Annotated in this window: 20 protein-coding genes; 6 read left to right on the forward strand and 14 right to left on the reverse strand. The window is 30.0% G+C overall.

What is annotated here, in order from left to right; all coding sequences use genetic code 11:
• Positions 1–173: 173 nt before the first annotated feature.
• The gene (locus J2Z44_RS18105) at positions 174–461 is read left to right on the forward strand and encodes a hypothetical protein (protein WP_152513283.1); all 288 of its coding nucleotides are present in this window, start codon (positions 174–176) and stop codon (positions 459–461) included.
• Between the two features lie 317 nt (positions 462–778).
• On the opposite strand, the gene J2Z44_RS18110 is transcribed toward J2Z44_RS18105, so the two are convergent.
• The 11 genes from J2Z44_RS18110 to J2Z44_RS18160 form a co-directional block, all read right to left on the reverse strand.
• On the reverse strand, positions 779–1,414 hold the full coding sequence (locus tag J2Z44_RS18110; RefSeq protein ID WP_242833440.1) for a GNAT family N-acetyltransferase: 636 nt from the start codon (positions 1,412–1,414) through the stop codon (positions 779–781).
• A 194-nt stretch (positions 1,415–1,608) separates the two neighbouring features.
• On the reverse strand, positions 1,609–2,379 hold the full coding sequence (locus tag J2Z44_RS21670; RefSeq protein WP_021284731.1) for a hypothetical protein: 771 nt from the start codon (positions 2,377–2,379) through the stop codon (positions 1,609–1,611).
• 217 nt (positions 2,380–2,596) lie between these two features.
• A complete protein-coding gene (locus J2Z44_RS18120; RefSeq protein ID WP_021284732.1) occupies positions 2,597–4,267 on the reverse strand; it encodes an ATP-binding cassette domain-containing protein in 1,671 nt (556 codons plus the stop codon).
• Positions 4,268–4,817: 550 nt separating this feature from the next.
• Complete coding sequence (locus J2Z44_RS18125; RefSeq protein ID WP_021284733.1) at positions 4,818–5,114, reverse strand: CD3324 family protein; 297 nt, start codon at positions 5,112–5,114, stop codon at positions 4,818–4,820.
• Between the two features lie 468 nt (positions 5,115–5,582).
• Positions 5,583–7,175: an ABC transporter ATP-binding protein gene (locus J2Z44_RS18130; RefSeq protein WP_021284734.1), complete on the reverse strand. Its 1,593-nt coding sequence runs from the start codon at positions 7,173–7,175 to the stop codon at positions 5,583–5,585.
• Between the two features lie 421 nt (positions 7,176–7,596).
• Positions 7,597–8,130: a GNAT family N-acetyltransferase gene (locus J2Z44_RS18135; protein ID WP_021284735.1), complete on the reverse strand. Its 534-nt coding sequence runs from the start codon at positions 8,128–8,130 to the stop codon at positions 7,597–7,599.
• Between the two features lie 171 nt (positions 8,131–8,301).
• Positions 8,302–8,595, reverse strand: coding sequence for a CD3324 family protein (locus J2Z44_RS18140; RefSeq protein WP_021284736.1), 294 nt, complete (start codon positions 8,593–8,595; stop codon positions 8,302–8,304).
• Between the two features lie 206 nt (positions 8,596–8,801).
• A complete protein-coding gene (locus J2Z44_RS18145; RefSeq protein ID WP_021284737.1) occupies positions 8,802–9,419 on the reverse strand; it encodes a DUF1062 domain-containing protein in 618 nt (205 codons plus the stop codon).
• A 480-nt stretch (positions 9,420–9,899) separates the two neighbouring features.
• Entirely contained in the window at positions 9,900–10,550 is a 651-nt protein-coding gene (locus tag J2Z44_RS18150) for a hypothetical protein (RefSeq protein ID WP_021284738.1), read from the reverse strand.
• Between the two features lie 161 nt (positions 10,551–10,711).
• Complete coding sequence (locus J2Z44_RS18155) at positions 10,712–11,362, reverse strand: class I SAM-dependent methyltransferase (RefSeq protein WP_021284739.1); 651 nt, start codon at positions 11,360–11,362, stop codon at positions 10,712–10,714.
• Between the two features lie 412 nt (positions 11,363–11,774).
• The gene (locus tag J2Z44_RS18160; protein WP_021284740.1) at positions 11,775–11,972 is read right to left on the reverse strand and encodes a cold-shock protein; all 198 of its coding nucleotides are present in this window, start codon (positions 11,970–11,972) and stop codon (positions 11,775–11,777) included.
• A 460-nt stretch (positions 11,973–12,432) separates the two neighbouring features.
• Here J2Z44_RS18160 and J2Z44_RS18165 point away from each other — a divergent pair, with 460 nt between their 5' ends.
• Positions 12,433–13,542 carry a DEAD/DEAH box helicase gene (locus J2Z44_RS18165; protein WP_021284741.1) on the forward strand — a complete coding sequence of 370 codons (1,110 nt, stop codon included), beginning with the start codon at positions 12,433–12,435 and terminating at the stop codon, positions 13,540–13,542.
• Positions 13,543–13,546: 4 nt separating this feature from the next.
• Positions 13,547–14,185, forward strand: coding sequence for a pentapeptide repeat-containing protein (locus J2Z44_RS18170; RefSeq protein ID WP_021284742.1), 639 nt, complete (start codon positions 13,547–13,549; stop codon positions 14,183–14,185).
• Between the two features lie 86 nt (positions 14,186–14,271).
• Here the strand turns inward: J2Z44_RS18170 and arsM are convergent, their stop codons facing one another.
• Positions 14,272–15,060 (reverse strand): arsenite methyltransferase, encoded by a 789-nt coding sequence (gene arsM, locus J2Z44_RS18175; protein WP_152513285.1) that lies wholly within the window; start codon positions 15,058–15,060, stop codon positions 14,272–14,274.
• 744 nt (positions 15,061–15,804) lie between these two features.
• On the opposite strand from arsM, the gene thpR reads away from it, so the two are divergent.
• Complete coding sequence (thpR, locus tag J2Z44_RS18180) at positions 15,805–16,356, forward strand: RNA 2',3'-cyclic phosphodiesterase (RefSeq protein ID WP_021284745.1); 552 nt, start codon at positions 15,805–15,807, stop codon at positions 16,354–16,356.
• 253 nt (positions 16,357–16,609) lie between these two features.
• On the opposite strand, the gene J2Z44_RS18185 is transcribed toward thpR, so the two are convergent.
• A complete protein-coding gene (locus J2Z44_RS18185) occupies positions 16,610–17,299 on the reverse strand; it encodes a Crp/Fnr family transcriptional regulator (protein WP_021284746.1) in 690 nt (229 codons plus the stop codon).
• 176 nt (positions 17,300–17,475) lie between these two features.
• On the opposite strand from J2Z44_RS18185, the gene J2Z44_RS18190 reads away from it, so the two are divergent.
• Positions 17,476–18,168: a YjjG family noncanonical pyrimidine nucleotidase gene (locus J2Z44_RS18190; protein ID WP_021284747.1), complete on the forward strand. Its 693-nt coding sequence runs from the start codon at positions 17,476–17,478 to the stop codon at positions 18,166–18,168.
• 245 nt (positions 18,169–18,413) lie between these two features.
• Here J2Z44_RS18190 and J2Z44_RS18195 read toward each other — a convergent pair whose 3' ends face one another.
• Entirely contained in the window at positions 18,414–19,772 is a 1,359-nt protein-coding gene (locus J2Z44_RS18195; RefSeq protein WP_021284748.1) for a short-chain fatty acid transporter, read from the reverse strand.
• 835 nt (positions 19,773–20,607) lie between these two features.
• Here J2Z44_RS18195 and J2Z44_RS18200 point away from each other — a divergent pair.
• Positions 20,608–21,102: a ferritin family protein gene (locus J2Z44_RS18200; RefSeq protein WP_021284749.1), complete on the forward strand. Its 495-nt coding sequence runs from the start codon at positions 20,608–20,610 to the stop codon at positions 21,100–21,102.
• Positions 21,103–21,117: the final 15 nt, after the last annotated feature.

Genomic DNA, 21,117 nt, shown 5'->3' on the forward strand with positions numbered 1-21,117 from the left:
ATTTTTAAAAAATAGCCTAATTTATCTAAGGGGTTAGTCTATAATAGCCCCTTGGAATATTAAGGTTAATTAATTAAAATAATCCAAAAAAAAAAACGATCAATAAAAAAATAATCGCTGAATGAAATTCATTCAGCGAAATATGAGTTATAACTATATTTTTCAGTATGATAATGTTCATATTTCGCTTAGGAAATGCCTTTTGGGATGTTTTTTATGGAACTTTTTATCAAACTGCGGTTCCATCAAATCTACTTGGCAGATACGTAGCAGTTGAAAGTTTATTTATAACTATAGCAAGATTAATTGGCTTAAAATTATTTGGGTATTTATTTGATAACTATACTTTACTTATACCAATAAGCTTTTTAATAATTGGTATTACTTTAAAAGTTATTGCCCATATTCCTTTTATTACAGAAACTAAATCTAAATTTATGCATAAGGAAAAAAACGCCTAATAAATAATCGAGGTTTTCATGGTGAAAGCGTGGTTTACCTTACCACCATACCCTTATCCAATTTTGGTAAAAACCTCCGTTACTTATGATATGATTCCCCATATCACAAGTAAAACTTAGCCGTCCTCCATAAAAAATATAAGTAATATATTCTTAATTTTAAGCTTCTATTATATTTTTATATAAATATAGCTAGTAAACCTTAATAACTTTTACTAGCTACTTTTACACTATATTATTTCTCCAATTAGACATCTTCTTATCTTATATAAATTGTTACATTCATTGTTTCTAATGATTAATTAAATTTCAAGCTGTTAAATTGTAGTGGATTTTAAGGATTTCCACTGATCTTTACAAAGTTTATAATAGTAATAATCGTGTTCCTCAATCTTCGTGGTTCCCAACAAGTTAAACCCACTTTTCTCTAATACCTTGTTTGAAGGTGTGTTATAAGTTAATGCTGTAGCATTTAACACATCAATATTTGTGTTCTCAAATAAATATTTTATTAGACCTTTCGCTGCTTGAGTAGCATATCCATTGCCTGTGTAATCTTTGGATATTGCATACCCTATTTCTCTATTCGGTGGTGGTAGTTCTTCTTTTAACCCAGAAGTTATCCACCCAATAAACTCATTTGTTTCCTTTAATATGATTCCTAATCGAAGAATATATTCATTAGAATTTGGTAAATTTGGAAATGCTTTAAAACACCTTTGGTTTTCTTCAATTTCATATTTGGTTAACCATTCTCTACGTTTCTCCTTTGTGGCTATCCAATCAGGTAGAAATTCTGCTATTTCAGGCTGAAGGGTAATATTATATATTGCATCCAAATCCTCTATTTGAAATTCTCTTAATACTACATCTTTACATTCTATTGTGAAAACATTTTGTGAGTCTTGGTTATTTAAATTTGTAGCTGTACTTTTAGACATTACACTTATCATTCCTTTCAATAAAAACTATTCCACCTGGTAAATTCTGTCATATATTGACTAATCACTAAATCCAACTTCATAAATATCATAGCATGGAATTTTTTGCTAGAACAACCTAATACTTAATTCAGAAACAAAAAAGCGCCACCTAAAAAACTTAGGTAGCACATTATATGTCTTGGCATACTCTCTGTAAATTTCTGTTATTCCATCCCTAATTCTTTTAATCTTTCCACTAACTCTGAAAACCAAACTTCAGCTAAGGGAATTCTATCTTCAATATCTTTAAGCGTTGATATTTGTGCAAAGTATTGGAGCTTTTCAACTTCAAACTCAGGAAGATGCTGAGAAATATGGATCAGATAGTAATGTGCATGAGCAGGTGTGTATATCATCCTTAACACATGGATTAGTGGCTCTAGCACATATCTATTGTAGTAGGCATAAGCTTCAAGATACATCCCTCGATGAATATATTTTACAACTCTGCAATGCTGGCTGTAACGGTACTTACATTCTTCAAGGGCTTCTATATTAAAGCTTTTATAGTCCTCTTCCTTATAATCTTTATACCTAATAACCTCTGATTTATCAAAAATTACTTTAGCTGCTTCAATTGTGTTGCCTTTTATATATACATACTCCTCTTTATCCCTACTATGTAGCTGCCAGCAGAAATCAATCATAAGATATTCACTACAGCCCTTTAAGTGATAAATCCTCTGACGAAGCTTAGAATGACCATGATTCATTACATACTTATAATCTATTTCAGAAATTCTTGAAAGTATATTTTCAACCTTATGAATCGACTCCTGTTCATACTCATCTTCAATATCAATGTAAATATCTATATCAGAATACTCATCAGCTTGTCCAATAGCATCTGCCCCCTCAAGCCACATGGCATGAACATATTGTAGTGGTTCTAGTTCCTCTTTAAGTCTTTTAATTATGATTTCACTATTAATCATATCCTTACCCCCAAAAACTCTATTTAAGTCATCTTTAAAAAATAAATAATTCAGTATCCTGGTCTATTTCCTGTTATACTTGGCTCACAGAACCTATTAATAGCCCAACTCTTTAAGTAGAATCTGTTTCCTTGCCTCACTGAAAATATCCTTCATCTTTTTCACTTGTTCTTTATTTTCAAATGCCTAATTAATTATACCCCATAATATTCCAAATTTATATATTTACTGCATTTTGTAGCACCTTGAATTCTTTTTTGTCCTTTAATTCCTCATAAGGAAGTGTGTAAATTAACCTTCCACCCTCCATAAATAAAATTTCATCAAAGCTCCCTAAGTTTTCACCTATGTCATGAGTTATCATAACAACAGTTTTATCTAAGGATAAAATTTTATTGAGTAAATCTTCTTTTTTGCTTTCATCCACCGCTGAGAAAGGTTCATCTAATAAGATTATTGGAGTATCTTTATTAATTAATCTTGTTAATGCTATTAACTTCTTTTCTCCTCCACTTAAAACTCTACAGTTATTACTTTCTTTTAATCTTTCTGCATCACCAATAAAAGGATTATTATCTACAGTTTCATAACTATCAAAAACAGTAGCATTGTCATGAAAGCTTTGGGAAAATATATATTCCTCCTGATTCATAGTTCCAATTAAATAGCTTGTTTCAATTTCCTTTATAGCTTTGCCATCAACCTTAAATTCACCAGAGTAATCTTTAATATATGAAGATAAAATGTTGAATAAGGTGCTCTTCCCTGAACCATTTAAGCCTATTAGTGCATACTTTTTATTTTGTTCTAAATTTAAATTTATGCTTTGCAAGCTAAAGTTCTCATAGCTTTTGTTTAAATTATTAATGGTGATTTCTTTAAAAGAATTTATAGGAGTCTTCTTCTCTTCCGCCTTATCACCTTCTACAAAAGTTAAAAAGGAATTAACCAGTTCCTTTGAAGAGTTAGTCATGTTCATATAATAAAGTATTTCATGTACTGGCTCCATTAAGCTTTGAGCATATTGAAAGGTTGCTATAGCAAATCCCGCAGAAATATTGCCTTTAAAAGTTAAATATCCTAAGTATAAAAAGGTAATATAATTTAAGCTTTCAGAGCCTAACCCATTTAAAGCCCACATTAACCCATTGGCTTTTCCATATTTATATCTTTCATCCAAAACTTTTTTTAGATTTTCATTATGATTTTCTCTAATGTTATTTCTAGTTCTAGAGTTGATAACCTTGAACCCATTAAATATTTCTTCAATCTTTGAATAATATTTTTTCTGATAGTCTAAATAGTTATTTCGCCTTTTAGCGGTTTCAGCTCCTAAGGATTTGGGAAACAATACTCCAAGAAATGACACCCCAATTAACAGTAACCCTACTTTAAGATCTAATGTTATAGTTATAATCACAAAATATGTAACCACCCTAAGAGTTTGAGTAACGATTCCCATTAAAGGAGCTAAATAATCATTGCCTATTTCTGTAATGTCATTGGCTTGAAAGGATATATATTCCCCCACCTTTTTCTTTGAAAAATCTTCATAATTTAAGCTTATAACTTTATTGAAATAATCCTCCTTAAGCACCTTGTCAAACTTTAATTTATATTTAGTTTGAGTTATATTGCAAAAATAAGCTATCAAAACAAAAGCACTGAGACATACTGTATACCCAATTATTGCTTTTTTGTATTCTCCTTCAAACAAAATCTTTGTATAATATGGAATTAATGAATAAAATAAATAACCTAAAAATGTTAAAAACGTAAAAATTCCTAGTTCTTTTCTTATCTTCTTTAAATACTTCCTCATGTCTGTTCCCCCTTCATGTAAAACTTCACTGCAAAACAGGTGTTTTTCTTTTGCTTTATCCCCCATGAATACTTACCCCAGTTGTTTCCATCACTAACTACTTTTACCTATAAATTATAACATGATTTTATTCTTTATTCATGTTCACAAACGGTTCTATACAGAGTTTGAATATTAAGTTATAATATGCTAGTCAAATGATGAACAAGTTCATTTTGTTAATCTTCATTTTAATGAAGCACTTTGGAAGCAGATTTAGACCGAACAAAGATACCTTTGTGAACAAACGTAGTTTGTTACACCAAAGCAACTTATCTATGCTGAGCAACTGCAAGTCTGCTAAGCAGACACCTTAGAAGATGGCAGACTTGAAGCTTCCAAAATGTTGTTAAAATCTAGTTTCAAAACAGCTCTACTAAATGAAGTTGTTCATTACCTAATTATTAAACTATAATACTTTCTTGTAATATAGAGATAGAAGGAATGTATGAATCCCCCTACATAGAAGCTACAGCTCCTTTTTTTCTGCATATGATTTGAAATTTACCAGTTCAAGGTTTCTTAAATATTATTTCTCCGCTAAAAACTTATTTCCTAGGCAATAAAAAACAGCAGACTACAATTTCTGCTGTTTTTCTTTAGAAGTGAGTTCTCCACTTCTTATTATTCTTCTTATACTACTCTCGGAAAGATAATACTTTTCACATAACTCCTTAATACTAAATCCCTGTTTATAACTCTTAAACACTTCTTCATTTCTAGCTTTTAAGGAATCTTTTGTACCACTTTTTTCTCCCCAAGATTTCTCATTGCCTTTTTTTCTAGGTATATATAAATATTCACCATCTATATAATCTTGAATAATTTCAATTATTGAATCTGGCAAAACATTTTCTGCTCTAACATATTTCATCTCAATGTCTCTCCTTAATTCATATTATTTTTATGAATTAACTGCAAAGACTTCCATATGTTAAGCCTTTTTATCTACTTTATAATTATATCTCTAAACAAAGTTGTAGACTTAACATTAAGATAGTCTTTGCTTAGAGCTTTGGTAGTAAAATTTAAGGTTATTCAATTTCTCCACCTCCCTGTATCCTTTATAGGTAAAAAACTATATCTATTTAATATTATACCATCTTAATAAGGTGCTTGGTATAAAAGTTAAATTTATACATTTTTAATGCAATGTATATTCTTCTTTTAGAAAGCTTATATGAAATCAACAAGTTCAGTTTCGGGAATGAAAAAATTTTCTTGAGTACTCACACTAGTATTAAAATGTTAATAAAAAAAATAATAGCAAAGCACTGCTCCGCTATTATCAATTAACTATCATGAAAACCATTTACTCTATAACTGTTACATCAGTATTAAGCTATATATTATAAACACCATCTAACTTTTCTCTTAAGGAATCCCTTAAATGGTGAGTTATTATAACTACACCAACATCTTTTGAATCCATAAGTTTATCTTCTATTTCTATAGCATTCTTTTCATCAAGAGCTGATGTACCCTCATCAATAATCAAGAAATTAATTTTTCTTATAAAGGCTCTTGCTAAAGCAAGCCTTTGTCTTTGCCCACCTGATAGATTCTTACCATTTTCCTCTATTAATGTATCTAATCCTAGTTCTGATTTTTCAACAAAATCTAGTAAGCTACTTTTAGCTAGGGCCTCTAATACTTCGCTATCTAAAAAATTCTCACCTAAACAAATATTGTCTCTTATGCTACCATTAAATAAATATACACTTTGGTCAATATAGCTAATGTTTTTATATAAACTAGTTGGTTTAATCTTAGCCAATTCTGTTTTATCAATGGAGATATTCCCTTCATAGTTTTTCAAAAATCCAAGCAAAATCTTAGCTAAAGTAGATTTCCCCGAGCCACTTTCCCCTATTAATGCATACTTTTCTCCCTTTTTAAAGTTTCCATTGAAATTGTTTAAGATTTTCTTATCTCCATAGGAAAAACTTAAGTCCGTAACTTCAATATTTTGAAAATCTGCTATATCTATCATATCTTTAGTTTCAGCTACTAATCCTTCAAACTTTTCAAACACTGGCTTGGAGGCCTTAACGTTTGTAATTCCGCCAATCACAGAACCAACACCACTAAAAAATGACCCTGCTAAATTTCCTACAGCTAAAACTGCTCCTATAGGTGCCATTCCCTTTATAACAAATACTATAGTTCCTACAAGTATAGCAACTTGTCCGATTAGGTTAAAACCAAGAACTGATAGAGAAATAAAGGTATCCATTTTAGCATATTTGTAAAGAACATCCTCAATTTTATTAGAGCTTCTATTAATTCTTTTAGTTAGCTCTTGAAATAGATTATAAAGTCTAAAAACATTATGACCCATTATAATTTCTTTAGATGATTCAACAAATCTTTCTTGTCCCTCTGACCTATCCTTAGAGACTCCAGCCATTAGCTTTCCTAATAATTGTGGTGCAAGTGTTAATACTGCAAAAAGAACTATTGCAATTAATCCGATATAAACATTTAAAATCATCATTGCAGCTAGTGAAAATATTGCCTTGCCTAAGTTTTCTACAACTGAGAAAAAACCACTAAAGGCTTGTTCAGAAATTTGATCCACATCATTTGTTAGCCATGAAACATAATTCCCTGAATCCTTCTTATAAAATTCCTCATAGTCTATGTTTGCAATTTTTCTAGATATATTACTCCTTAACTCATTTCTTAATTTTCTAAATAAATTTGCCTGAGTAACCCCGCTAAAATAATAAATAAGTAAAGCTACTAACCAAATTGCAGTTACCAAAAGTGCATCACTAAAAAGTTTTGATATGGCATCTCCCTTATAGCTTGTTGCATTCATTAAAAATGATAGTGAATATCCTGCATACACCAATGCAAGAGAAGCAAGAATAGTGAAGAATCCTGCTATAACTACCCACTTTATATTATTTTTCAACAGTTTTTTAAACATATAAACCTCCAATTTAGCTTTTATAACTATAGTAATTATATTAGCTAATTATATGTAAATATTACCATTTATTTTGTATTTAACTGATAGTTTCGTTTAAAAGCAAGTAAAGTTATAGCCTTATTTTCTAAGAACTCATCGTTAAACACCTAATGTATTGCCAGTTGCAGAGTAATCCTAGTATTTTGGCTCAATAGGTTTCATCTTCTGTCCATTATGATATATTTGAATCTTATTAATACTGTTAATTTACATCTTATATTTTTAAAAGCTACAATAAAAATAGCTATAAACCTGTAAAATACAGAGTTTATAGCTTTGTTAATTTAAATGTTATTATTTATAATAATTTATATTTTTCATCTCAGAATCGAACCAGTTCTATATGAAAAATGTTCTTTCTTGTATTATTGATTATCTATTACAACTTACTACTATATAATTTATAATAATCAAACTTGCACATATGACCATCATAGGGTATTACTCTAGTATCAACACATTTGAAACCAAGTTTTTCTACTACAGCTTTAGATGGAATATTTTCTGGTTTTACAATAGCTGTTAAGTCTTTTAATTCAGTATTTTTAAAGACCCATTGAATTAGTGCTTTAGAAGCTTCAGTTGCGTATCCATTACCTTGATAACTATCAGAAATAGCATATAAAATCTCAACTTCATTATTTAGTTCAGCTTTTGCATGAACTCCCACAACCCCAATACATTTGTGATCAGCCTTATGTTCAATTGCAAGTATTATAAAAGGCTCCTTTGGATTATATTTTTCATTTATCCAATTTACCCAAGAAATTGCCTCAGATTCATTATGCAAGACCATATCAGACATCCAATAGGATACTTTTGGTTGTTGGCTGTAATACTGAGCATCTTTTGCATCGGAAACTAAAAAAGGTCTCAAAATTAAATTATCTGTTTCAATCCTAATATTTATCATTTTAAAATCCCCCCCAAAATATACTTATTCTCCTTAATAAACTCTCTATTTTAATACTAAGTTTCGTTAATTTTCTCTAGCTTAATCTGCTTTGGTCATTTCAGTCATAACGTTAACCCTCGTATTAAAATACTGCATCCTTAATTTATAAAAAAATGCACCACCTAAAAGCTAGGTAGCACATTCTATGTTATGGCATTTTCTCTTTTCTAAAATAATTCTTTGTATAGTTTTACGTGATAAGTAATACTTCTCCGAAAGCATTTGCGTACACATTCCATCTAAGTAATCTTTATATATTTGAGTATTTCTATTTAGTAATTCTTCTTTACTCTTAGTTAACTCACCCCATGCCATCTTATTTTCATCTTTCTTAGGTATGTAAATGAATTCACCATCTACATAGCTTTGAATTATTTCTAATATTTCATCAGGAAAAATATCCCTGGCATTTGCATAGCTCATTTTATGCTCCTCCTAAATATAATTTTGCTTTAGGATTAGCAAAGGCTATTTTTTATTTATTTTCATACATTTATGCAATAGCCTCTGCTATGCATAATAAAAATCCACTGTCATAAAGCATTGCCCCTTTCTCAAACACCATTATACAAATTTTATCAAGTCTTCCACATAATTTCAATAATTCTTTACAATTAATATATAAAAGCCTATACTATAGCCTCTAAAACTTCTATACTGTCTACATCCTTTAATACATGAATCTCCATTCCATGTCTTACTTTCATATTTAATGAGTTTTTATCATCACTAATAAATATTATTCCTTTTTTATGCATATCTTTTATTTTGCTTCTTGAAATTCCAAGTGCATCACTTAAAAGCTTATCTACCCTCACTTCTATTGGGTATCTGCAAGCAACTTCAATAACAAGCTCATTTTCCTTTATATAATATGCTTCTGATTCTCTTTGGATTAATTTATAGCTTATATTATCTAAAATCACTTCAGCTTTATTCTTGCTATATATACCTAAATTAAAGGCATATTCTCTTGCTAATTCCCTATGATTTGAAAGAAACTTTTCGTATTCCTGTTTGTTAATACTATGTGGTTTTATTCTTTCATATATGGTCATATTCCAAGTTGATTTGCATTTCTCGCAGTTATAAATTAACCAAATATCAAGGTTATTTTTATTTGCATTTACTCTAAATTTTTCACTACTTATATAATTTGTTTTTTCATTACACTTAGGACAATTCCTTTTTACAACCGGTAAGTTTTCAGGAACTAATTCCCATTGATGTTTCTTTAAACAGCTCATTTTGCGCCTCCTAATATATACTTTTTAGGATTAGCAAAGGCTATTTCACTTCATTATTAACAATATCTTAAAAGCTTCAAGTGTGCCATCACATATAGGGCACCTCAAATCTGCTTCCAAAGTTGCTCTAAAAATTCCTTGTTCATTATTTAATAATGCAATAGCCCTTGCTATGCACGAAAGATATCTACCATCATAAAAAATTCCTCCATTCTTTTTCCTAAATATATTCTATCATCTCTATATAAGGTACAAAACCTCATACTTATTTCATAAATAAGTATGAGGCCAGAACATCTAGTTTCCTATATTTTCATTTAAACTCAATATGATATATTATTATGTCTCTGCATCTAACAGGTAATAACATCCTATTACTTTTAATTTTGCCTTAAAATCATATCTACAATAGTCCGTAATACTTTTAATATTTACATTAATAACCCTATTAGGTCCTTGAATTTATAATCAGGAATCTAATTATAATAAGTACCCTAATGCAATAAAAATATAAGAATACCCTAGATTTTTCTTCAACCTTAAATACATTATGCCGCTGAGTATTGAAACTATCATACATGATAATCCATTCCAAATATCTATGCCTCTAGAAAAGAAATGAACAGCTCCCCATGTTAAAGCTAGTACAACTCCCCCAAAGGGAACTACACTACTTTTTCTTATTAAGGTTTCAAAGGCCTTCTGCCCATAAACTATTATTAAGCACATTAATCCAATTTCACATATATAATAACTATATTGCATCGCAAAATAAACTAAATTTTTAATTTGAAATTCTCCCACTATTTTTAATGAATTCCAATCAATAAAGGTAATTACTTTGCACCCCAAAAGGCATAACAAAGTTATTAACCAATCTTTTCCCTTAATAGGATTATTATCATTAAACTGTTCTGGATAGTTATGATATTTCTTTGAAAACATAATAATTAAGGCAATTGAAATTATCCATAAAACCGATGTTAATATTAGATGAATACATATTTCAAAAACACCCAAATTTCCGAAAATCATAAAAACTATTCCAATTGATAAATATTCTAAAAAGAAACAGCCAAAAGAAATCAATGCTAATAACAAATAATTAAACCACTCTTTACTACTCTTCACTATTAACCCCCATAAAACACTTGTATTTCTTCTCTTATTATAACATTTTATGTAAACTAATTGTTGATTAACTATGGTTTTTACCCGAAAAAAAGAGACTATGGTGCTAGCACTTTTTAAATTCTAGTTCCAAAGTCTCCTTCACTTCTCATCATATATAATTATTTTTTAGCAACAATTATTGTAGTGTTTTCCATCCTCCAGTGCGTTTTTACAACTTTAAAACCAGCTTTAGTTAAAAGCTTTATTTGATTATCAATTGTACATGGGGTATCATAATGATAAAATTCATCTTCTGGAATATTTTGTTCTTCTCGTATTCGTTTGTTTTCACTGTAATAAAAGTCCTCGTCCTCCTGACTTTCTACCATATAATCACATTCAATGTACTCTCCATTAGGTTTTAGCGCATTAAAAATCTTTGTATACAATTTTAGCTTATCTTCATGTGAAAAATGGTGTAGAGTTTGAAAGGATACTGCAGCATCATATTTGGAAATCCCAAAATTATAATCAAAATAGCTTTCATTAATTAGTTTTAAATTTTTATTAGGATGTTTTTGTTTTAGTTTATCCAGCATTGCTTGGGTCAAATCTATACCAGTTACATTAATAAGTGGTTTAATTTTAAATATCTCATCAAGTTCTAGCCCAGTGCCGCAACCTAAATCTAGCAATTCATTTGCCTCTTTTGGCAGCAATTCTGCCATTTTTTCATAGCCTTCTTTACAGCCTTCCACTATGTTAATCATATGATCATCATAACCCTCTACACGAGCATTAAAAAAGTCACTCATTTGCTCTATTGCCATTTATTCATTCCCCCAATTACTACGGTTTATATTATAAATATACTTTTATACTAGTTTTTAACCCCTAAAAAGTTAGTATCCTATAAGTAATTCCTCATCCCTCATAATAATAACCTCCAGGTATTTCCTCAAGCAACCTAATACTTAATTCATAAATAAAAGTGAGCCACCCAATACAAGCTAGGTAACTCACTTTATAATATTATCTTTTCCTTAGGCTGAATTTAAATTTCTTTAACCAATTTCTTATGCGTGTTCCTATACATCCATAAAAGCTCCTAAAGCAACAAGACAATTTTCCTTATATATAACTTCTACATTTACACCCTATATAGGGCTAGATTTTTCTCATCATGATCCACGTAAAAAACCCTCAAATAGAATACTATTTGAGGGTTAAAATATCCACTAATTAGATAGCTTTAATATTTTCAGCTTGAGGTCCTTTTGGTCCTTTAACAACATCAAAAGAAACCTTTTGACCTTCTTCAAGAGACTTATAACCTTCTGATTGGATTTGAGAGAAATGTGCAAACACATCTGTTCCATCTTCTCCTGTAATAAATCCAAAACCTTTTTCTGAATTAAACCATTTTACTGTACCAGTCATATTACTGTACCTCCGAAATTTTATTATTTTTAAACTCATTAAACTAATTCACTAATAAAATTTCCATATTATCATACTATTATACATCTAAAGTACTAACCGAAATATATTTTATTGAATTGTTAACTATAAATTTAAATACAAGTTAATACTAACATATATTATTAGATAAAGCAAGTTTTTTAAATTAGCTCATTTAGGCGTCTTCAAATAATAAATAAGTCAGTATCCTGGTCTATTTTGAGTTATACAACATCAACAGTTTCCTTGTCTAATTCAAAATACCTTTCATATCTTTGAATAGTTATTTATTTTCAGATGCCTTATATAAATAGTTTGTATAATACCTATGGATAGTATATGATTAAAAGATATGTCCAACAGAAGGTTATAATTGTGTTCCATTGGGATGGAGAGTCAATTTTAAAATAGAAAACTATAACAAGAGAGGTAGAATATAATGAATTTTAATCAATTAGGAATTAGTGATGATATAGTAAAAGTATTAAAAAATAATGGTATCACCGAGCCAACACCAGTTCAAGCAGAAAGCATTAGTGTTATAAAAGCAGGCAGTGATGTTATAGTAGAATCTCAAACTGGTACAGGAAAAACATTAGCGTTTTTGCTTCCCATTTTTGAAAATATATCCCCTAAGGTAGATGCAGTTCAAGCCCTAATTTTAACTCCTACAAGAGAACTTGCCCTTCAGATAACTGAGGAAGCTCTAAAGCTTAAGCAAGCTAAGGATATCAATATATTGGCTGCCTACGGAGGTAAGGATGTTGGATCTCAGCTTAAGAAGCTAAAAACAGGTATCCATCTTATTATTGCAACACCAGGAAGACTTCTGGATCATCTTGAAAGAAAATCCATAGATTTAAGCAAATTAAAAACCTTTGTACTTGATGAAGCAGATCAAATGCTTTTAATGGGCTTTAAAAATGAGGTAGAGGCAATTATTAAAGAAACCTCTAAAAAACACCAAACCCTTTGTTTTTCTGCAACCTTAAATTCAGATGTAAAAAAACTTGCCTATAGATACACAAAAGAGCCTTCAATAGTAACAATAAATAAAGAAGAAGTAACTCTTGAAGCTATTAAACAGCAGGTGGTAGAAACTACAGACAGAAGAAAACAAGATGCTTTGTGCAAAGTACTCGATGAAGATAATCCATATATGGCTATAATCTTTTGCAGAACTAAAAGAAGAGCAGATGATCTAGAGGTAGCATTACATAAACGAGGCTACGACTGTGAAAAGCTACATAGCGACATACTTCAATCAAAACGTGAAAGAATAATGAAAGCCTTTAAAAAGGGAGATTTCCAATACTTAATAGCAACAGATGTTGCTTCTAGAGGACTTGACATAAGCGGAGTTAGCCATATATATAACTATGACATACCCGAAAGTGTAGAAAGCTATATACATCGTATTGGAAGAACAGGAAGAGCTGGAGAGGAAGGCTATACCTGCCTATTCATTGATCCAAAAGACAGCTTTAAACTTGAAGAAATTGAAAAAGCTATTAAATTTAAGATACAACGAAGGGAATTAGGTGAATAGAACTATGGCTACAAACAAAAATGTTACTGGAAATTTCAACTACAATAATATAGAGAAAAAAGATAAAAACTTTATGTACAAAAACCTAGAGAGAAGTAACTGTTATAACTGCGACTTTACAGCCTCAATTATTGACTTTGCAAGTTTTAGAGGAGCTCATTTTAAAGCCACTAAATTCTTTAAGTGTAGCTTTAAATATGCAGAATTTATTGGAACAAACCTAAAGGACAGTGATTTTAGAAATGCAGTATTTGAAAATGCCATATTTGACTCAGTTAAGTTAGAGGGTACTAATTTCAAGGATGCCAAGTTTGTAAACACTATATTTTTATCTACTGATATAAGTAAATCAAAAAAACTAACGGCAAACACTCCTGGCATCAGAATTTTTGAGGAAATGCCTAAACTGGAAATCAGTGATGAGTTAAAAGCTGCTATTTTAACAGCTATGGAGAACAAATATGTAAAGAAATCACGTGTTCTTGATACAAAAGATGGTGACTTAAATACCTTAAATATTATGCTTCTACTTGAAAACTTTACTGAAGAAACAATAATCACAGGACTAAAGTTAATTGTTGAAAAGCTTGATAGGGAATTTTATACCTTAAGCTATATTATAAAATTTCTTAAGACTCTTTAGGCATCTTAGTAACTCTATCCTACTAAAAAAAAGTAGTAAAATCACTGTGATTTTACTACTTTTCACTTTAACTTACATTAGGCAGCTTACTTAATCGCCTTTATTGAAGCAGACATAATGTATTCTCCAACACTTAAATTATGTGCCCACTTTTCAGCATATTCCTTAGAAACCTCTTTAGTTTCAATATTTATATTACTAAAGCCTGCTTTCTCTAAGTATACCTTTAGTTCTTCAACTGAAGAAGCGCCAGTAACTCAGCCACAATAAAGTTTTTCATCTTCCTTCATTTCTTCTGTGAGTTCTTTAATTAGAACTATATCAGAAATAGCAACTCTACCACCTTTTTTCAATACCCTGTAGGCCTCATTATATACCCTTTGTTTTTTAGGAGACAAGTTTATTACGCAGTTTGAAATTATTACATCTGCAGTATTATCTGCTACTGGAAGATTTTCAATTTCACCCAGTCTGAAATCTACATTGTTATATCCATGCTTTCTAGCTAAGGTTCTTGATTTACTTAGCATTTCAGGAGTCATATCTACTCCAATTACATAGCCCTTTGAACCTACCTTTTTTGATGCTAAGAAGCAATCAAAGCCTCCCCCGCTCCCAAGGTCAATAACTACTTCGTCCTCTTTTATGTCTGCAATTAGCTGAGGATTCCCACAGCCTAACCCCATGTTAGCATCCTCTGGTGCATTTGATATTTCTTCATCAGAGTACCCTATTTTATTTGATATAATCTTTGTGGAGTTTTTAATTGTAATGCTGCCACCACAACACCCATCACTACCTGCCTTATTATCAGCTATTTTACCATAACTCTTACGAACAACATTTCTAATATCAATTTTATTTGTATCACTCATGAGTTTCACTCCTTAATTTTTTTCTTGCTATTTATTTTATATAGTTAAACAACCTCAATAGTTGCTATACTTTAAAACTCAATTTTTATCCACACTTTTTTAAACTAAGCAATTACAGTCTGTTCAAACATCCTTCTATGAAAATGCATCTGACTTGAAGCTTCCAAAAAATAAAAAAACAACCATTGTCTTTTTCCTAAGACTTATTTTCATTGCCTCATTATTATCTTTATACTCCATTATAATTGTCAAATCAACTACTATAGCTTAAAATCTATAAAATCTATTACTTAGTTTCATCTTGCTTCTTCCTAATTATATTACTAGTTACTGGTTATGATTTTACATATAATCACTGTTAAAACCTAATTTATTCATGAGCTCTACCTTTGTTCTCTTAAGAGTTTATGAATATGGTTTTCATTCATACTTAATAAGTTAAAATCCAATCATAGAATTCTATAAACAACAAAATCACCTTCATTATTCCCTAAATATGAATTATAATTATCCTGTATATGTTCCATTAATAAAGATTAATCTTACTAATGTCATGGAATCAGAATTAAAACATACTTATACATGAGTTCTACACAGGTTCCCTTAAGGCCTTTTAATCATGAATTTCATTCATACTGAATAAATTAAACTTTCACTAATGAAGCTTAGCGTCTGATAAAGCCTTAGTTTTGAATGTATAAACTTTATTAGAATATATAGTTTAAAGGAAAGGAAGATAAAACCTTGAGAGTTTACATTGCTATAGATTTTGATAATCCAGTTAAGGATTATTTTGATAAAATAACCTGTTCTATAAAAAAGCACTTCACTAATGGCAGTTTTACAACAAGAAATAATTTTCATCTGACTATTAGATTCATAGGAGAAGTAGATGAGGTTCAGGTTGATAAAATTAAGGAAGTTTTAGACAAGGTGGTACTAAAGATAACTCCTTTTGAGTTGTTAGTAGGTAACTTAGGCATTTTCACAAGAAAGAAGACAAATATTTTGTGGATTGGACTAGAAGAAAACCCAGTACTCTCTCTGCTTCATAAAGAACTTTCAACTCTATTAAAAGAAGAGAAAATAAGGTTTTATGATAAGGTTTTTATGCCCCATATAACTTTAGGGCGAAGAGTAGAATTAACTTCAGATTCTATAGAACTTAATACCTTAATCCAGTATGAAAGAATTTCTATTCCAGTAAGAGCAATAACTTTAATGGCTAGTAAAGAAGAAGAGGGAAAACTAAATGGGGTACCTATTTATGAATCTAAGTTAGGAGTATTAACCTAAGCTTTAAAACATGTGAAGTTTCTATAATACATAGTTCTAAAACTTCTTGGATGATTAAATATCTTAGATAAAAATCACCGAAAGTCATCATAGTTTTTTTGTTTTCCATATGAAAATTGCTAGTAAAACCTAATGCCTTTTACTAGCAACTTTTGTAATGTTATAAGCAATCTATTCTCATATTCTTTAATGCTGATTGAAATTCATCTTTAAAAAGTTAAGTTTTCATTAAGAAAATCTATAAAAAAATACTTTAAAGTGGCTTTATATAAACATTTTTAGATAGCTCTCTAAGTTTATCTGCATCTAATACATATATTTTTTTATCCTCACATTTTACAATTGATTTCTCTTCCATTTCCTTAAGTGTTCTATTTAAATGCCTATAGGTTGCACCTAAAAACTGTGCAATATCTGTATAAGATGAATTTAAGATTACGCAATTTTCCTCTGTTAAGTGTTCAACTAAATAACTAGATAATCTATTTATAAGGGGATATACAAAATTATAGGAGCTATTGTTAATAGTTCCATAAAGCTTATCACTTAAGGAGTCTAATAGATGATGCAAAAACTTTACGTTATTAAAATAATTTTCCCTGAGCATTAGTGAAGGTACTGCTATTAAATAAGTATCTTCCACTGCATCAACATTACAAAGTATAGGAATATCCTTTAAAAGTTCTAAATCTCCTATGGTATTAAATTCAGTATAAAATTTTAAGGGCATGGATTTTCCATTCTCAAAAGAATAATAAATTTTAATTTTACCTTCCACAAGCAAGTAATAATATTCAAGCGGGTCTCCTGCTTCTAGAATATATTCTTCTTTCTCATAAAAGTGAAGTTGAACACATTTTAATATTTCATCATCAAATATTTTATCAATATTGTATTTTTTAATATATTGGTTTAAAAGCTTATTATCTGAAATTTTTCTCATAAAGCCTCCTAATATGACCAATGTCATGTTCAAATTGCTAAAAATATATTATTTTATTTATAGGGACTTGTAAATTTATGTATTATACTTAACATAAAGTCTAGTGAATATCCCAAGCAAAATCAAGTCAAATTACTTGAAAATTAACTTATTTATATAAAATTGGAGGATATATTATGAAATATGAAGTGATATTATTTGATGCAGATGAAACCTTATATGATTTTAAAAAATCTGAAAGCGAGGCTTTTAAAAACACAATAGTTAAGTTAGGCATAAAATATGATGAAAACTATCATTTTAAAACTTATCAAGAAATAAACAAAGCTATCTGGAAGGAATTTGAGGAAGGAATCCTTGCACAAGAGAAAATAAATTTAGAGAGATTTAAAAGATTCTCACAGAAATTAAATATAGGCATTGATGAAACTAGCATTGCAGAAACCTACATTGAGCATTTAGCTGACGCATCCTTTTTATATGACGGTAGCATAGACCTTATAGAGAATTTAAGTAAATTTTATAAACTTGCCATCGTAACTAACGGACTAACCCTGGTTCAAGATAAAAGAATTAGGAAGTCTATTATAGCAAAGTACTTTCAAGATATAATAATATCTGAAGAAATATTAATATCAAAACCAAACCCTAAGATTTTTGAGTATGTTTTAAAAAATCTAAATCATACTGATAAAAGTAATGTATTAATAGTTGGGGATAGTTTAACTTCTGATATACAGGGGGGAATAAACTTTGGCATTGATACCTGCTGGTATAATCCAAATAAAATTTCTAATGAAACCTCAATAAAACCCACCTATGAGATTTCTAATTTTAATGAGCTTAAATCTTTGCTACTTGCACAGTAAATAAATTACCCTAATTAATAAACATCAAAGGTATAGATTTTCAGCCAGTTCTATACCTTTTAGCTATTTCTATAAATATTTCTTTCACCTATTAAAACTCTTTATAAAAAAATTAAGAAGCTAACTTGGAAAATTTTATACTCACTCTTCCAGGATAGCTTCTATTTATTCCTTTACTTTTATAACATATACTAAGAAATTTTTCTGTATGAAACTTTACTTTTCATAATATAGCATAACTTCTTTTACCACATTATAGCCCATACTCCAAAGAATATAGCAGTAAGTACCACGAAGAATACTATACAATAACCCATGATATCCTTCATCTTAAGTCTTGCAATTCCAAGAAGTGGTATAGCCCAGAATGGCTGAATGATGTTTGATATAGTTTCACCTGCTGTAAAGGCTATTACAAACTTATGTGGCTCTATACCTAAATTTAAGGCTGCCTGGCCTAAAGGCTGTCCTGCAACCATGAAGATTCCTCCTGAAGATGGAATAAAGAAGTTAACGATAGACATTGAAATATAAGTCCAGAATGGATAGGTTGTTTGTGTTGATATACCTGCAAAGAAGTTTGCAATTAAAGCAACAAGCCCTGAGTCCCCCATCATTCCCTGTATTCCTGCGTAGAATGGGAACTGGATAACAACACCAAAAGCACTCTTAACTCCTTCCTCTGCAGCTGTTAGCAAGTTACGTGGAGTCATATGAAGTATTATTCCAACCATTAAAAGAATAAAGTTCATAATATTTAAGTTAAGGTCAAAGCCTTTTGTAGCAAACCAATAAACAATGTAAATTAAACCGCCTATACCTATAATTAAATTCATTATAGGATTATTATCCATTTTTTCAGCAAAAGTCATGTTCTTTTTATCCACAACCTTAGCAGCACTTTCTGCATCTTGAGCAGCAAAAGCATCTAAAATCTCCTTGTCCATATGAGGAGTATCTTTTGGATCTGAATGAATTAAAGCTGCTAATAGCGGTACTATAATTATAAGTCCTAATATTTCAGCAATAAGTAGTGATGGCTCAAACACTGTCTTACTAAGAGGAATTAGTCCGAGTTGTTTCTCTAAGAAGTAACCCGGTGTATTTACCATTAAAAATTCCGAGCCAGAAATTCCAAAAAGTCCTGTAGTTATAGCTCCTGTATATGCTACAGCAACATATAATTTAAAATCAACTTTCTTTAAGTTTTGTGCTACAGTTCTTGCTAAAATAGCACCAGCTACTAAACCAAGACCCCAGCTAATCCAACCTAAAATAGCACTGCATATTGCAATGAAAACTACCCCTTGCACAGCATTTTTAGGTATTTCACAAATTTTAACAAGAAATTTCTTTGCCAAGGGAGCACTAGCAACAATATACCCAGTAGCAATTATTACTGTCATTTGCATACTAAAAGCTAAGAATCCCCAGAATCCATTACCCCAGTATTTAATCATATCTAAAGGCCCTGAGCCAGTTAATGTGATACCTGCAACAAAGGTTATAAGGGTTAAAATCATTGCAAATACAATAGCGTCAGGCATTATCTTATCCACACCAACATTTAAAGCTTTAGTTAGCTTTCTTAAACCACTTCTCATAATATTACCCCACTCCTATTTTTATAGTATAAATCTTCGGCATTTTATCTACCAACAAATTGCTATTCTATTACAAGAAAGTTATTTCATACTTATATTGTAAGAATCACTCACAGGAAAGCATTTAGCTAGAAATTCCCTATAGCAATTTTAAGCAGACGGATTTTCGAATAATTATGTTAAATATTTATCAAATGAGTTTATAGTCGGTTAACCGTTTACAGATATTATATTACTCAATGGAATGTTTGTCCAAAGTGTATTTCTATCACTACCTCCTCCCTTATAAAATAAACAGTCTTTTCTCGTTATTTCTCCTTTTTTCGATGAATATCTACCTTCTCCACTTTTTTGTTGCCTTTATTATATATATATGACTTTACTGTTACAATTATGCTATGATGCCCTTTTACTCACATCACATTATAAAGCCACAGATGATTGTTATATATTTAACCAATTATTTGTATAATGAATAATTTACATATATAATAGATGATATCTTCATGTGTAAGTTGAAATACTTCTCCTAAGCTTGGTTCAAAAAGAGCATTGATTAGAAATACCATAGTTATTTCTAATATTAATGTGATCCTAAATAGTTAGTAAGGTATAACTTTAAGGTATCCATATTCTGATTCTTGATATTTATGTAACATGTATAATAGGAAGCCTTGCTGATAAGGAGTGCGTACGTTTAGCCTTGATAATTACAGAATAATATTTGGATTTTCTTGGATAATTATATTGTAAATACATAATATAATGGTATAATGAATATAAGAATACTTATTATTAGCAAACAATTACTATTATAATTTAAGGAGTGTTTTCTATGGATATTAAAGAACTTCAGATATTAAAACAAGCTATAATTAATGAGGTAGAGGGAGCAGAATTTTATAAATTAGCTGCTGCAAAGGAAGGAATTGCTGAAGAAGTTAAAAAGGAATTTCTTTCTTTAGCTGAAGAGGAAGTAAAACATATCACTTGGCTTAAAACTCTTTTTGAAAAAATCAAGGATGACAAAGAAGATGATTTTAACTTATCAATTATAGAACCCCTTCCATCACCAAGAATTTTTGATTGGAAAAACCTTGATAGAGAAAGCGCTACCATTGCAGTTTCAGTATTTGGTATAGCAATTCAAACTGAAAAGGCTGCTGTGGAGTTTTATGAAAACTCAGCAAAAAGTACTTCCATAAAAAAAGCTAAAGAACTTTATACAATTTTAGCAAGCTGGGAAAAGCAGCATGTAGAAATTTTTTCTAGGGAATATGAAAACTTACTTGAGCAGTGGTGGGCAGAGCAAAACTTCGCTCCATTTTAACAGAAATTAATTTAA

Origin of the sequence: Clostridium punense (assembly GCF_017874425.1) — a bacterium.
GTDB classification, from domain to species: domain Bacteria; phylum Bacillota; class Clostridia; order Clostridiales; family Clostridiaceae; genus Clostridium_J; species Clostridium_J punense.

Bases quoted from the DNA above. Each gene is read 5' to 3' on its own strand.
- J2Z44_RS18130 (WP_021284734.1), bottom strand. From the start codon at position 7,175: ATGTTTAAAAAACTGTTGAAAAATAATATAAAGTGGGTAGTTATAGCA.
- J2Z44_RS18170 (WP_021284742.1), top strand. From the start codon at position 13,547: ATGGCTACAAACAAAAATGTTACTGGAAATTTCAACTACAATAATATA.
- J2Z44_RS18195 (WP_021284748.1), bottom strand. From the start codon at position 19,772: ATGAGAAGTGGTTTAAGAAAGCTAACTAAAGCTTTAAATGTTGGTGTG.
- J2Z44_RS18190 (WP_021284747.1), top strand. From the start codon at position 17,476: ATGAAATATGAAGTGATATTATTTGATGCAGATGAAACCTTATATGAT.
- J2Z44_RS21670 (WP_021284731.1), bottom strand. From the start codon at position 2,379: ATGATTAATAGTGAAATCATAATTAAAAGACTTAAAGAGGAACTAGAA.
- J2Z44_RS18155 (WP_021284739.1), bottom strand. From the start codon at position 11,362: ATGGCAATAGAGCAAATGAGTGACTTTTTTAATGCTCGTGTAGAGGGT.
- J2Z44_RS18185 (WP_021284746.1), bottom strand. From the start codon at position 17,299: ATGAGAAAAATTTCAGATAATAAGCTTTTAAACCAATATATTAAAAAA.
- J2Z44_RS18125 (WP_021284733.1), bottom strand. From the start codon at position 5,114: ATGAAATATGTTAGAGCAGAAAATGTTTTGCCAGATTCAATAATTGAA.
- J2Z44_RS18165 (WP_021284741.1), top strand. From the start codon at position 12,433: ATGAATTTTAATCAATTAGGAATTAGTGATGATATAGTAAAAGTATTA.
- J2Z44_RS18120 (WP_021284732.1), bottom strand. From the start codon at position 4,267: ATGGGGGATAAAGCAAAAGAAAAACACCTGTTTTGCAGTGAAGTTTTA.
- J2Z44_RS18145 (WP_021284737.1), bottom strand. From the start codon at position 9,419: ATGAGCTGTTTAAAGAAACATCAATGGGAATTAGTTCCTGAAAACTTA.
- J2Z44_RS18140 (WP_021284736.1), bottom strand. From the start codon at position 8,595: ATGAGCTATGCAAATGCCAGGGATATTTTTCCTGATGAAATATTAGAA.
- J2Z44_RS18200 (WP_021284749.1), top strand. From the start codon at position 20,608: ATGGATATTAAAGAACTTCAGATATTAAAACAAGCTATAATTAATGAG.
- J2Z44_RS18160 (WP_021284740.1), bottom strand. From the start codon at position 11,972: ATGACTGGTACAGTAAAATGGTTTAATTCAGAAAAAGGTTTTGGATTT.
- J2Z44_RS18105 (WP_152513283.1), top strand. From the start codon at position 174: ATGTTCATATTTCGCTTAGGAAATGCCTTTTGGGATGTTTTTTATGGA.
- J2Z44_RS18135 (WP_021284735.1), bottom strand. From the start codon at position 8,130: ATGATAAATATTAGGATTGAAACAGATAATTTAATTTTGAGACCTTTT.
- J2Z44_RS18110 (WP_242833440.1), bottom strand. From the start codon at position 1,414: ATGATAAGTGTAATGTCTAAAAGTACAGCTACAAATTTAAATAACCAA.